This window comes from Methylocaldum sp. GT1BB (assembly GCF_051027545.1).
Taxonomy (GTDB): domain Bacteria; phylum Pseudomonadota; class Gammaproteobacteria; order Methylococcales; family Methylococcaceae; genus Methylocaldum.
On record NZ_CP194902.1, the window covers coordinates 3,541,457 to 3,554,686 of the forward strand.

The following is a 13,230-nucleotide window of genomic DNA, read 5'->3' on the forward strand; positions in this document are numbered from 1 at the left end:
GCGGGGAAAAGCATAATCCGTTGAAAGAGACGGAAAGGCGGTTTGGATCGGAAATTCCAAGGGAGGAGTTGTGAAACTTGAAGCCGACAAGATTAGGACTATCGGAATTCGCGCAGGATTCCTTTTGGCGATTATTGCCATGGGAATCGTTGCTTTTCGGTCTTCCGGAGGCGCGTATGAGTCCGAAGGGCAACCGTTTTCAGTGGAAGTCATCGCCCAACAGGAAGACGTGGTCTGGGGTTTCGATTTTTTGCCCGACGGACGGATCGTATTCACGGAACGAGACGGACAGCTGCGCATCCTCGATCCGAGTACCAGATCGGTGCAAACCGTTCAGGGGGCGCCGGCCGTGGTTCAGGCCGGACAAGGCGGACTGCTGGACGTGAGGGTTCATCCCGAGTTCGACAAGAACGGCTGGATTTATCTGACCTATTCGGAAAAAGCGACCCACGGAATGACCACGGCCCTAGGCCGCGGCCGGCTGGAAGGAACGGAGCTGAAGGATTATCGGAAGCTTTTCAGTGCCTTCGAGCCGAATGGAAATAACATTCACTTCGGCTCCCGCATCGAATTCGATGGGGCCGGCAAGCTCTTCATCTCGGTTGGCGATCGCAACGAGCGGCACAATGCGCAAGATTTGCGCTACCACAACGGCAAGATTCTGCGTCTGAACGAGGACGGCAGCGCGCCCGTGGACAATCCGTTCGCGAATAATCCCGACGCCAAACCGGAGATTTGGAGCTACGGTCACCGCAATCCGCAAGGCCTGGCGAAGCATCCGATTACCGGCGAGTTATGGGAGAGCGAATTCGGTCCGCGCGGCGGCGACGAAATCAATGTGATCCGTCCGGGAGCGAACTACGGCTGGCCCGTAATCACGTATGGACGCGAGTATTGGGGACCGAAAATCGGCGAAGGCACCGAAAAAGCCGGTATGGAACAGCCTGTGGCGTATTATGTGCCGTCCATTTCCCCGTCCGGAATCGCTTTCTATTTCGGCGACGCCTTCCCGAGATGGAAGGGCAATCTGTTCGTGGCCAATTTGAGCGGTCAGCACCTTCGCCGACTGGTGATAGACGACAACAATAAGGTCGTGAAGCAGGAGGAACTGCTGAATGACCTTGGCGTTAACTTTCGCCATGTAAGAACGGGACCGGAAGGGTTTCTTTATTTTTCGACCGACGACGGCAAAATCGCCCGCTTGGTGCCAAATCTCTAATTTAGTCCGCTATTTGTCGCGGAAAGGCAAACTGAGTATCGTTCAATTTCGATAAGATTATGAAACTACAGAGTTCTGAGGATTTGTCATTCGGTGACTTCGACCCAGGCCCCGGACCGTACGACGCCTTTCGGTTTTGTCCCCGGTGCGGCGGTGAGCATTTGAGCGTTCAGGAGCAGCGCGCGATAAGATGCGGCCGCTGCGGGTTCTTGTACTTCTTCAACACGTGCACGGCTGCGGGCGCGTTCGTTTTTCACCAGGATCAGCTCATTCTATGTGTGCGTGCCAAGGACCCGGCGAAAGGCAAGCTGGACCTTCCCGGCGGGTTCATCGAATTCAACGAAACCGTGGAAGATGCGTTACAGCGAGAAATCGGAGAAGAGTTGAACATCCAAACGACCAATTACCGCTATCTCGCCAGCGCGCCGAATGATTACCTATACGGCGGCGTACTTTACAAAGTAACGGATATGTTTTTCCTTTGCGATGCGCCGCAGATCGACACGCTCAGGGCAGCGGACGATGTAGCGGATTATCGGCTGGTATCGCCTGACGAAATCGAGCCCGAAGAATTGGCATTCAACTCGACCAGACTGGCGCTCGTAAAGCTTCGGGCGTGGCTGGATCAGAACTGAAAACTATTAGAGCATTTTCCGGTTTGGTGTAGCGCTAGTAGGTCGGCAATCCTTTGCCGACACCTTCGTCGGCAAAGGATTGCCGACCTACCACTGAAAACCGTTAACCTGCGGTCTCCGGATTGCGGTAGGTTTGCCAGATCAGCCGGAACGACGAAGTCAATTCGATTCCGGAACTGCTGCCCCACGCATCCAGCTCGTTCATGCCGAACCATCGGCACTCGTCTATTTCGCTGGGATCGGGTTGCAGAGCGCCGGAATGAACGACCCGATAAACCTGAATGAATTCCCATCCGGTTTGCGCTGAGGCGGGCAGCTTGAACAAGAATCGAAGAGGCGAGCGGCTCGCGATTCCGAGCTCTTCGCCCAATTCCCGCATCGCGCAGTCATCGTAGCTTTCGCCCCAGTCGACGTGCCCGGCGGCGGACGTGTCCCAGAGTCCGGGATTGATGTCCTTGGTCCGCGAACGCTTTTGCAGAAGTATTTCCTCGAGATCGTTGAAAACCAGGATGTGCACGGCCCGATGCTGCAGTCCGAGCTCATGGACTTCGCCGCGCACACGCGGGCCGACAACGCGATCGTGCTCGTCGACTTCATAAAGTAGTTCGTCGTTCATAGAAAGTCACATGTCGGTTTTGCCGTGAATGCCGCGACGGATTCACGGCGGCAGCGATATGAGATGGACCATGGAACGCTATCGCGCCGAGGCTGGAACCGCCGCGACGGCATTCCGGCCGGACTCGTAAACTTCCCATCCGCCGCCGAGCGCCTTATAGACTGCGATCAGACTGGTTGCAGTGGCGGTCTGGCTTTGGGCCAGCAGTTCCTGATCCAAGAGCAAGCGGCGTTCGGCGTCCAGCACGGTGAGGAAATCCGTAATGCCGTCCTCGAAACGAAGATGCGCGAGCTGATGAGCGCGCTCGCTGGAGGTCGCGGCCGAAGCCAGCAGCCCGCGGCGGGCGCGTTGCCGATTGTAACTCACCAATGCATTTTCGGTTTCCTCGAGCGCCGTGAGTACGGTTTGCTCATAATTTGCGAGGGTGGCATCCGCGCTGGCGTCCGCCGCCCTGATGCGGGCACGGACGCGCCCGAGATCCAGGAACGCCCACGAAATCCGTGGCCCCGCCGAGAAAGCCTCCGTACCGGACGCGCCGAGACCCGACAGAGTTCGGGATTCCAAGGCGATCGTGCCGTTGAAGGTCACTCGTGGAAAAAGATCGGCCGTAGCGACGCCGATCCGGGCGGTAGCCGCGGCCAAATTGCGTTCGGCAACGCGAATATCGGGGCGGCGGCGCATCAGATCGGCCGGCGCCCCGATATGGATCGTTTCCGGAATCTTGGGCATCGGGGCCGGTTCTGACAGGCGCGCGGAGAGCGTGTCAGGAAGCTGGCCGATCAGCACGCCGAGGCGATGGATGTTTTCGCGAATCCGGGTTTGAATCGGCGGAATCGTTGCCAGCGTGGAGTCCAATTGGGCCTTGGCGCGCGAGGTGTCCAGCTCCGTGCCGCGTCCGGCTTCCAGTCTGGCTTGAGTCAATTCCAAGGTCGCGGCCTGGTTGTCGGCGTTTTTTTGAGCGACGTCCAGTTGATTCTGCAGACCGCGCAACTCGAAGTAGTTAAGCGCTACCTCCGAAATGACGCTGACCAGCAGGTCGCGCAGATCGGCCTCCGCGGCATCCACCTCGGCATCACGCGCCTCGACGCTACGCCGTATCCTGCCGAAGAAGTCCACTTCCCAAAAAGCGTCGAAACCGACATTGAAGAGCTCGAGCTCGCGCGGCGCGAAGGTCCGGCGGTTCATGGCGTCGAAACTTCGCTTTTGCGTCGTGTAATTGGCGTGGCTCGTAATGGTCGGCAAGAGATCCAGCCCGGCTTCCAGGTAAAGGGCGCGCGCAACGCGGAGATTCGCCTCTGCCGCCTTCAGATCACGGTTGTTGCTCACTGCTCGGTCGATGAGGTCCGACAGAACCGGATCGTCGAACTGCTTCCACCAAGCCACTTCGATGCCGTCGCGTTTGAACTCGGGAAGCACGGCGTTGGCGAACTGCGCTCCGGGCGCCGCGTCCGGTTTCGTGTAGTCGGGACCGACTGCGCAGGCGGAAAGAAGCGCAGCGATCATGATCGGGACGACATTGCGCGCGGACGCGCCCAAAAAGCGATCGCGCCTTTCAAATCGCTCGGACTGGACGGAAGAGCAAGGTATAGACATATTTTTGCGAAATTAGGGACTGTTATTCGGCGTGGAGTGAGTCTTGGTATCGGTAGGTTCGGGCGATGGCCGCTGACGGCGCTCGACCAGTCTCCGCATGACGACATAGAACACTGGAGTCAGCAACAGACCGAAGAACGTGACTCCCAGCATGCCGCTGAAGACGGCGGTGCCGAGTATCCGCCGTGATTCGGCACCGGCGCCGCTGGAAATGACCAGCGGGAATACGCCGAGAATGAAGGCGAAGGAGGTCATCAAAATGGGCCGAAGGCGGAGGCGCGCGGCTTCGATGGCGGCTTGATAGCGGTCCCTGCCCTTATCTTGAAGATTACGGGCGAACTCGACGATCAGGATCGCATTCTTGCTGGCCAATCCGACCAGAACGATAAAGCCAACCTGAGTGAAGATATTGTTGTCCATGCCGCGGAGCGATACGCCGGCCATAGAGCTCAAGAGGCACATGGGCACGATGAGAATGACGGCGAAGGGCAACGACCAGCTCTCGTACTGCGCAGCCAGGGCAAGAAACACGAAGATCACGCTCAGCGGAAATATGATCATGGCGGTATTGCCCGCGAGAATCTGCTGAAGGCTGAGTTCGGTCCATTCGTAGCCCATGGTGAGCGGGAGCTCTTGATTCACCACCTTTTCCATCAAGGCGATGGCTTGGCCGGAACTGACGCCGGGCAAGGTGCTGCCGTTGATTTCCGCCGACGGATACATGTTGTAGTGCGCCACCTTGTCCGGACCCACCGTTTCGCGAATATCGACCAGGGTACCCAGCGGAACCATATCGCCGTTCCGGTTGCGGGTCTTGAGATTGGCGATATCCGAAGGCCTCAGTCTGAACTGCGAATCGGCCTGCGCCGTGACCTGGTAAGTTCTGCCGAACCGGTTGAAATCGTTGACGTACAGCGAGCCGAGATAAATCTGGAGCGTGTCGAAGACGCTGCCCAAAGGAACATCATACGACTTGGCCTGAGTCCGGTTTACGTCCACGTAGACTTGCGGCACGCTGGACCGGAATGTCGTAAATAAGCCGACCAATCCGGGTTGCTGGTTGCCCTTGGCAACGACTTCGCTCGCGATACGTTGCAATTCGTCCGGGCCGACGTTGGCGCGGTCCTGGATTTGCAGCTTGAAGCCGCCCACCGAACTGAGGCCGCGAACCGGCGGAGGCGAGAACACCGCGATATGAGCGTCCTCTATCCCCGAGAGATTCTGGCGCAGCTTGTTTATGATCGCTTCCGCGGAAAGTTCCGGATGGCCGGCGCGGTCGTCGAACGGGGCGAGACGGGCGAACATGGTGCCGGCGTTGGACTGGCTGGCTCCGGCCAGCACCGAATATCCAGCGTATGCGTTGACATGCGAGATGCCCTCGGTTTTCAGGATGATGTCCGTGGCGCGCTTGATCACCGCGTCGGTACGTTCCAGCGAGGCGGCATCGGGGAGCTGTGCGTACAGAATGAGATAGCCTTGATCCTGTTGAGGGATGAACCCGGTCGGCACCTTGGAGAAAGCCAGAAAATTGAGTCCGTTGAGCACGACATAGAGCACCAGAACCACACTTGTGATGCGGATCAGTCGGCCGACCAGTCGTGAATAGCCCTCGCTGAAGGCGCCGAAAATCCGGTTGAAGCCGCGGAAAAACCAGCCGAAGAGCCGGTCGAACAGGCGCGTGAACCAATCTTTGTCACCGTGGGCCCGGTCCAGAAGCAGGGCGCAGAGAGCCGGACTCAAGGTGAGCGAGTTGAATGTGGAAATGACCGTGGACACCGAAATGGTCAGGGCGAACTGCTTGTAGAAAGCCCCGGACACGCCGGTAATGAAGGCCGTCGGTACGAACACCGCAACCAACACCAATGAGGTTGCGATGATGGGGCCGACGACTTCTTCCATGGCGCGCCGGGTCGCTTCCCGTGCCCTGAGGCCGAGTGCGATGTTCCGTTCGACGTTCTCGACCACGACGATGGCGTCGTCTACCACGATACCGATGGCGAGAACCAGTCCGAACAAGGAAAGCGTGTTCAGCGAGAGTCCCATGGCCGCCATGACCGCGAAGGTGCCGATGAGCGACACCGGTACCGCCAGGAGCGGGATGATGGTGGCCCGCCAATTCTGTAGGAATATCAGTACGACGACGACGACCAGCAGAATGGCTTCGAAGAGGGTCTCTACGACGGCAGCGATGGATTGGGTGACGAACACCACGGTGTCATAGACGAGCAGGTAATCGAGCCCCTCCGGAAAGCGCTGCTTGAGCTTCTCCATGGCTTCCACTACCGCTTTCTTGGTCTCGATCGCGTTGGATCCCGGCAGTTGGAAAATAGCCACGCCTACCGTTGCTTTCCCGTCGAGGTTGAGCGACGAACTGTAATCTTTGGCTCCCAGTTCGATCCGTGCTACGTCCTTGAGTCGTGTCACCTGGCCGTCTTTTCCGGTCTTGATGATGATGTCGCCGAACTGGCTTTCATCCGTCAGCCGGCCCATGGTGGTAACGGTAAGCTGAAATTCGATTCCTCCCGGCGTAGGCGGTTGCCCGACGACACCGGCTGCCACTTGGATGTTCTGCTCGCGTATAGCGTGTACCACGTCGGTGGATGTCAGATTGCGGGCGGCTACCTTTTCCGGGTCCAGCCAGATCCGCATGCTGTATTCGCGGCCGCCGAACAGCACGATGTCGCCTACGCCGGGCAGGCGAGCCAGCACATCCCGGATTTGCAGCAGCGCGTAATTGCTGAGATACACGCTGTCGTAGCGCCCGTCGGGGGAAATCAGGTTCACCACCAGGCTCAAGTCCGGACTGCGTTTGCGCACGGTGATGCCTTGCCGGCGCACTTCTTCAGGCAGCCTCGGCTCGGCCAAAGCCACACGGTTCTGGACCAGCACCTGCGATTTGTCGAGATCGGTGCCCGGTTTGAACGTGATGGTCAACTGCATCACGCCGTCGTTGGTGGACTGGGACGACATGTACAGCATGTCCTCGACGCCGTTGACCTCCTGTTCGATGGGAGTCGCCACCGTTTCGGCCAGCACTTTCGCATTGGCGCCCGGATAGGTCGCGCGCACGACGACGTTGGGCGGTGCGATCTCGGGGTATTGGGCGATGGGCAGCGCAAGCGACGCCAGCCCTCCGACGAGAACGATGAGAATCGAAAGAACCGACGCGAAGATAGGGCGGTCGATGAAAAAGTGAGTAAATCTCGTCATGGCCGGACGTCGTGTCTCCGATTAAGTACCGTCGGTCTCTGAAAGCGTGACTCGCTCCGCCTCAATTTTGGTGCCGGGACGTATTTTTTGAATGCCTTCGATGATTACCCACTCGCCAGGCTGCAAACCTTCCGATATCACCCGCATCTGGCCGGCGGCAGTGCCCGGTACGATCCGACGGTATTCGGCCGAGCCATCGTCTTTCGCGATCCAGACGAACTTCTGGCCTTGATCGGTGCCGATGGCTCTGTCGGGAACCAGAAGGCCTTGATAAGGTGGGCTTCCGGGCACGCGAAGCCGAGCGAAGAATCCGGGGCTCAGGAGTTCGTTGGGATTGCTGAAAACGCCTCGGGCGCGCAAGGTGCCGGTGCTCGGATCCATGCGCGGTTCGATGTAATCGATGTAACCCTGATGAGGAAATTCGGACTCGTCGAGCAGGGCCAATTTCGCTGGAATTCGAGTTTCGCGAGCGCTCGTCCGTTTCCCGGCTTCGGCCAAGCGCCTGTATTTAAGGACCGCCCGTTCGTCTGCGTCGACATAAACGTAAACCGGATCGATGGATACAATGATCGTCAGCAAAGTCCCGCCGCCGCCGCCGCCGCTGACCAAGTTGCCCGGGGTGACAAGCTCGCGTGCGATTCGCCCGCCGATAGGCGCTCGCACCTCGGTGAATTCCAGGTTCAACCTGGCTGTCTGAGCAGCCGCCTCGGCCGCACGAACGGCGGCGATGGCTTCACGCTGACCCTTGCTGCGGGCGTCGTATTCTTCTTCGGAAATGGCCTTGGCCCGTCTTAGATGCTCCGCCCGCTGCAAGTCGTTTTTGGCAAGTTCGAGCCGAGCCTTGGCCCGTTCGAGTTCTCCCTCCGCCCGGTTCAGCTCGGCCCGATAAGGTCTCGGATCGATGACAAACAATAAATCGCCCTTTTTTACCTTGTCGCCAGCCTTGAAGTTCACTCTGTCCAGATAGCCGTCGACTCTCGCACGGACTTCCACGGTTTCCATCGCTTCTATGCGTCCGGTGTACTCGTCCCATTCCAAGACTTCCTTTTGTAGCGGTTGGGCGACTTTGACTTTCACCGGCGGCATTTGACTCTCGGCCGCTTGGTTTTCCGAGCGGTTGCTACAGCCGAAGAGCTGTACGATCAGCGCTGCGCAAAGGAGGAGCCACAGCGCGATGCGGCGAAAAGTAGTGCGGGGAGAAGTTCGGTATGACGAACGGCATGCTCTAGCGGCAGCAAACGAAACTAGCATAAGTTTGGCGTATTAAGCGGGAGCGATCGGGAGTAGCGACACGGCACGAAAAGAAAGGGTAAGATATCGTTTCATTATTCTCGCTAAACTGGACGACTGTGTCCATCTATTAAAGTGAAAAGTAACGATAATGAATCGAATAGGCCGACCTAGGAAGGGTGAATCTGCCATCCGCCGTGATCAACTTCTGGATCATGCACTTCGGCTATTTGTAGAGCGAGGCTACGGCAATGTAAGCCTGGAAACTATCGCCCGCGAGGCTCGCGTGTCTCTCCGTACCATTTATCGATACTTTGGCGGTAAGGCAGATTTATTCGGAGCGGTCATTCGCCACTATAGCGATCTGTTGGTGGCGACGTTGCCGTTAGACCAAGCCTTGGCCAAACCGTTGGAGGAAACACTGATCGTGTTCGGAAAGCATTTTCTTTTTCGGCTTTCCCGTCCGGAAATCATTCGCTTGCGTGCGCAATTGATCGCCGAGGCACATCAATTTCCGGAGCTTGCAGCGGAGTTTTATGAGCAGGGACCGCAGCGGACGCTGGATCGGCTCGAGAAGTTTTTCGGCATGCATCAGCAAGTAGGTCATGTGATCGCCATGGATCCGGCATTTTTAGCCGGACAGTTTGTCAACGCACTCCGCGGCGAGCGCTTCCAGCGACAACAACTAGGCTTGGAGAGCGCTCCTACCGAAGATGAGGTCGAGCATTGGACAGAACAAGTGGTGAAATTATTCCTGCGGGGCTGTTTAAACAGAACGGACGCAGGTTGATCGGCCGAGACAATGCGGTACAGCTCCGCTTATCGAGCTGGGGGCGCTTTTCATACTGTTCATTGCTTGGTGAATGGAGCAAAAAATAAAGCTGCCTTTTCAAGCAGCTTAGAGAGGAGGTAGGTAATGGGATTCGATGTCAAAAATAGGCGCGATAGTGGTCAGTTTTGATGCTCGTCTTGCCATATTCCGCCATCGCGTACACTTTAAGAAGCTTCATCGCGTTTTGTTCGCCGTACCATTGCCCGGTCATCGGGTCTTGCCATTCGATTCGATAACTTTCGCTGCCGGATTGCCTTCGCCGTTTCCAGCCGCATCCCCAGAGCATGAAGACGGTTAGAAAGCGTTCCAGAAAAACTCTTAGCGATGTTTTCATGAGTGTCCCTCACTGCGATGATGGTGAAGCCAACTTCTGAGTGGTCACGGTCACTCCGCGTTTTGGAAATGCCTTTGCCAGTAGAAAATCACGCTTATTCATCTTTAAGCAGAATTCATGCCATTGATCGAGGGCGTTAATTCGCTCGAAAATTCATCAAAATGATGGTCGAAATTTCGATTTCTTTCCCGAGAGGTGCAAATCGAAAAGATATTGCACCAAGATGTGGCTTTTTCAGCGGTTTGAGGCGATTCTAATGTTGCGGTCCCGCCGTTTAGGGAAGCGCGTTGACATGGCAACAGCAGGATTAAAGAATTTGGGATACTTTAATGAGTCATGCTAGATCAGTTTGTTGTGATAAGGGGTCAGCTTGACGGCACAGGGGTGAGCATCGTGAGAAATGCAATTATCTTCGGCGGATTTTCGTTGGTGGTTTCTTCTGTAGGTTGGGCTGGCGACGACCCACGGTATCCGGCCTATGATTTCGAGCCCAAAGTGATCATTTCGGCGCCCGAAGGGGCAACGGGTGATTCATCGAAAGCAGAAATTCCGGAGCCGGATCCGAGATACCCAGCGGCTTACTTCGAACCGAAAGTGATCATACCGGCGTCCGAAGAGGCGGAAAAAAAAGTTCCGGAGGAGAGCCCGCAACCGGATCCTCGATATCCAGCCTATCACTTTGAGCCGAAAGTCATTTATCAGGAGAAATAGGCGACCGATAAAAGACCGAGACTCGGCGATTGCCGTTTAAGCGGCGAGCGGCCGCGCCAGTCGTCGGCCAAGCCGGTCGCCACTTTAGGATGCCCCGGTCTCGGTTGACCGGGCGCTATCCACGCAAGCCGAGAAGGCGGAGCGATCATAAATTTTTCGTGGGCGTAGTTTTTTGCCGCTTCGGCAGTGATTATCGCTGCGGCTCAGTACGGGTACGGATAAGTGCGGGGCTGCTGTTCGCCATACGGAGAGGGGTGGTGCCCATCGTTGTAACTGCTGTAACCGGGCTGACGGTTGTAGTAAGACTCGCGTTTTTTCTTCTGGTCCATGTAATAGCCAGCTGCTCCGCCGACGACGGCCCCGACCGCGCCGCCCACGAGCGCACCTCGTCCGCCATCGTCGGCGGCATGTCCTAGCAATGTGCCGCCGGCAGCACCGATTGCGGCACCGGTGACCGTATTGCGATACGCATAATCGCCATGGTTGTGATATCCGGTAGACGCACAGCCCGTTAGCGCAATCGTAAAGGCCAGCACCATTAACCTATTTCTTAGCTTGTTCACGGCATTCGCTCCTTTTCTGAGAAGGCGCGATTAGTATTGTTCCGGTTTCCTGAACGGAGGCTGAACACCGCAGCTCCGTCGAGAAAGACCAGGACTGCGGAGGCGGAAGCCCGCAATGAAGATGTTTTCGTTCAGTCGAGCCAACCGAAGGTTCGTTCGACCGCCTTGCTCCAGCCGGCATAGAGCCGCTCCCGAGTCTCGGCCGTCATTCGCGGTTGCCATTCCTTGTCTTTTCGCCATAAGTCGCGCAGTTCCTTGATGTCGGTCCAAAAGCCAACAGCGAGACCGGCTGCGTACGCTGCTCCGAGTGCCGTCGTTTCGGTCACGATGGGGCGAATAACCGGAGTGCCGAGTATGTCGGATTGGAATTGCATGAGGGTCTCGTTGACGACCATGCCGCCGTCCGCTTTGAGAGCATCCAGATTCAGGCCCGTCTCCTGCCGCATCGCGTCAACGATGTCACGGGTCTGATAGGCCGTGGCCTCCAGTGCGGCTCGGGCAAAGTGGCCCTTGTTCACGTAGCGGGTCAGCCCGATTACGATTCCCCGTGCGTCGCTGCGCCAGTAGGGCGCGAATAGGCCGGAGAAAGCCGGGACGATATAGATGCCGCCGTTGTCCTCGACGGTATTGGCCAGCGACTCGACTTCCGCGGAGGTCCGAATGAGTTCCAGATTATCCCTGAGCCACTGCACGAGAGCTCCTGTGACCGCTATCGAGCCTTCAAGCGCGAAGATTGGAGCTGCGCCGCCGAGTTGGTACGCTACTGTCGTGATGAGCCCATGGCGGGATTGCACCGGCTTAAGGCCGGTGTTCAGAAGCATGAAGCATCCGGTTCCATAGGTGTTTTTTGCTTCCCCCTCGGCGAAACAGGTTTGCCCGAATAAGGCGGCTTGTTGATCGCCTAAAATACCTGCGACCGGAACGCCGGCGAGTGCCCCTTGGGCGACGCCGTAAATTTCGGATGAAGAACGGATCGTCGGCAGGATGGAAGCGGGTATATTCATGGCGGCGAGCAGTTCTTCGTCCCATGCCAGGGTTTCAAGATTCATCAACAGCGTGCGCGAGGCGTTGCTTACGTCGGTGACATGTGCGCCGCCCTCCTTACCGCCGGTTAGGCTCCAAACCAGCCAGCTGTCGATCGTGCCGCACAGCAACTCGCCGCGTTCGGCCTGAATCCTGGCCTCTTCTACGTTATCCAACAGCCATTGAAGTTTGGGCCCCGAAAAATAGGTGGCGATCGGCAGTCCGGTTCTTGCGCGAAATCTATCCTGTCCGCCTTCGATGGCAAGCCGCTCGCAAATTTCGGCGCTGCGCGTATCTTGCCAAACGATGGCGGGATATACCGGTTTCCCGGTGATTTTATCCCAGACGACAAGCGTTTCGCGCTGATTAGTCACTCCGAGAGCTACGATTTCATCGGCTTCGACTTCCGCTTTTCGCAAGGCCTCTACGACCACCGCTTGGGCGTTTCGCCAGATTTCCAGCGGATCGTGTTCAACCCAGCCGGGCCTAGGGTAGAACTGCCGGTGCTCGGCTTGAGCCATCGCTCCCGCACGTCCGGTGTGATCGAAGAGAATGCACCGAGTACTGCTGGTGCCTTGATCGATGACGGCGATATAACGGGGCATGGTGTGACTTCAAAAAATCGTTGGCTTCCGGGATGCGTGCCTGATGCCACATCCCGTGATTGCCTACCTATCACGGCCTCATCATGCGGGCAAGTAAAATTTGAAGGATGCCGAACGGAAATCCGCGAGTAAAAGAGGCCGATCGAAAGAAACGCTATCGACGCTTCGGTCATTTTTCCAATCCAAACCGGCCCATAAAGTCAGCCTACCCGGTTTGCCTAATCAATTGATAAGGATTATCATTTAGCTTTCTGAAAAACCGTAGCAATCGCGCGGTTGACTTACTTCTTCGAACTTGAGAGGACCGAACATCATGCAGAACAGGACATACTCGGGCCGGTTTGTCGTTTTAAGCGCACTTTTGATGGTTTGCGGCTCGGTTTCGGCGGCTGAGACCTATACGCTGATCATTAAGGAACATCGTTTCGAACCGGCAGAGCTCGAGGTGCCTGCAGGCCAGAAGATCAAACTGGTCGTGAAAAACGAAGACCCCACGCCGGAGGAATTCGAGAGTCGATCCTTGAAGAGGGAAAAGATCATTCCAGGCAAGAGTCAGGTCACCGTATCGATCGGTCCACTTGATCCGGGTACGTATGATTTTTTTGGCGAATTTCATGAGGAATCCGCCAAAGGGCACATCGTTGCAAAATAAAGCGGTA

12 protein-coding genes are annotated in these 13,230 nt (G+C 57.0%); 5 read left to right on the forward strand and 7 right to left on the reverse strand.

The genetic code is table 11. From position 1 onward, the window contains the following. The first annotated feature begins 70 nt into the window (after window positions 1-70). The gene (locus ACR2TX_RS17165) at window positions 71-1,219 is read left to right on the forward strand and encodes a PQQ-dependent sugar dehydrogenase (RefSeq protein ID WP_434130306.1); all 1,149 of its coding nucleotides are present in this window, start codon (window positions 71-73) and stop codon (window positions 1,217-1,219) included. Between the two features lie 59 nt (window positions 1,220-1,278). Further along, window positions 1,279-1,854 carry an NUDIX domain-containing protein gene (locus ACR2TX_RS17170; protein ID WP_077729626.1) on the forward strand — a complete coding sequence of 192 codons (576 nt, stop codon included), beginning with the start codon at window positions 1,279-1,281 and terminating at the stop codon, window positions 1,852-1,854. Between the two features lie 103 nt (window positions 1,855-1,957). Here the strand turns inward: ACR2TX_RS17170 and ACR2TX_RS17175 are convergent, their stop codons facing one another. The 4 genes from ACR2TX_RS17175 to ACR2TX_RS17190 form a co-directional block, all read right to left on the reverse strand. Next, entirely contained in the window at window positions 1,958-2,470 is a 513-nt protein-coding gene (locus ACR2TX_RS17175; protein WP_434130309.1) for an NUDIX hydrolase, read from the reverse strand. Between the two features lie 78 nt (window positions 2,471-2,548). Then, entirely contained in the window at window positions 2,549-3,973 is a 1,425-nt protein-coding gene (locus ACR2TX_RS17180; RefSeq protein WP_086133155.1) for an efflux transporter outer membrane subunit, read from the reverse strand. A 102-nt stretch (window positions 3,974-4,075) separates the two neighbouring features. Then, window positions 4,076-7,273, reverse strand: a complete 3,198-nt coding sequence (locus ACR2TX_RS17185) for an efflux RND transporter permease subunit (RefSeq protein WP_077729623.1) — start codon at window positions 7,271-7,273, stop codon at window positions 4,076-4,078. A 21-nt stretch (window positions 7,274-7,294) separates the two neighbouring features. Beyond that, on the reverse strand, window positions 7,295-8,359 hold the full coding sequence (locus ACR2TX_RS17190; protein ID WP_346425838.1) for an efflux RND transporter periplasmic adaptor subunit: 1,065 nt from the start codon (window positions 8,357-8,359) through the stop codon (window positions 7,295-7,297). Window positions 8,360-8,654: 295 nt separating this feature from the next. On the opposite strand from ACR2TX_RS17190, the gene ACR2TX_RS17195 reads away from it, so the two are divergent. Further along, on the forward strand, window positions 8,655-9,293 hold the full coding sequence (locus ACR2TX_RS17195; protein WP_077729621.1) for a TetR/AcrR family transcriptional regulator: 639 nt from the start codon (window positions 8,655-8,657) through the stop codon (window positions 9,291-9,293). Window positions 9,294-9,432: 139 nt separating this feature from the next. Here ACR2TX_RS17195 and ACR2TX_RS17200 read toward each other — a convergent pair whose 3' ends face one another. After that, entirely contained in the window at window positions 9,433-9,669 is a 237-nt protein-coding gene (locus ACR2TX_RS17200; RefSeq protein WP_434130311.1) for a hypothetical protein, read from the reverse strand. 336 nt (window positions 9,670-10,005) lie between these two features. Here ACR2TX_RS17200 and ACR2TX_RS17205 point away from each other — a divergent pair, with 336 nt between their 5' ends. Beyond that, window positions 10,006-10,380: a hypothetical protein gene (locus ACR2TX_RS17205; protein WP_205780714.1), complete on the forward strand. Its 375-nt coding sequence runs from the start codon at window positions 10,006-10,008 to the stop codon at window positions 10,378-10,380. Between the two features lie 203 nt (window positions 10,381-10,583). On the opposite strand, the gene ACR2TX_RS17210 is transcribed toward ACR2TX_RS17205, so the two are convergent. Together ACR2TX_RS17210 and glpK are read right to left on the reverse strand one after the other, a co-directional pair. Then, on the reverse strand, window positions 10,584-10,943 hold the full coding sequence (locus ACR2TX_RS17210) for a YMGG-like glycine zipper-containing protein (protein WP_434130313.1): 360 nt from the start codon (window positions 10,941-10,943) through the stop codon (window positions 10,584-10,586). A gap of 131 nt (window positions 10,944-11,074) precedes the next feature. Further along, window positions 11,075-12,571, reverse strand: a complete 1,497-nt coding sequence (gene glpK / locus ACR2TX_RS17215) for a glycerol kinase GlpK (RefSeq protein WP_077729618.1) — start codon at window positions 12,569-12,571, stop codon at window positions 11,075-11,077. Between the two features lie 313 nt (window positions 12,572-12,884). On the opposite strand from glpK, the gene ACR2TX_RS17220 reads away from it, so the two are divergent. Then, on the forward strand, window positions 12,885-13,223 hold the full coding sequence (locus ACR2TX_RS17220; protein WP_077729617.1) for a cupredoxin domain-containing protein: 339 nt from the start codon (window positions 12,885-12,887) through the stop codon (window positions 13,221-13,223). Window positions 13,224-13,230: the final 7 nt, after the last annotated feature.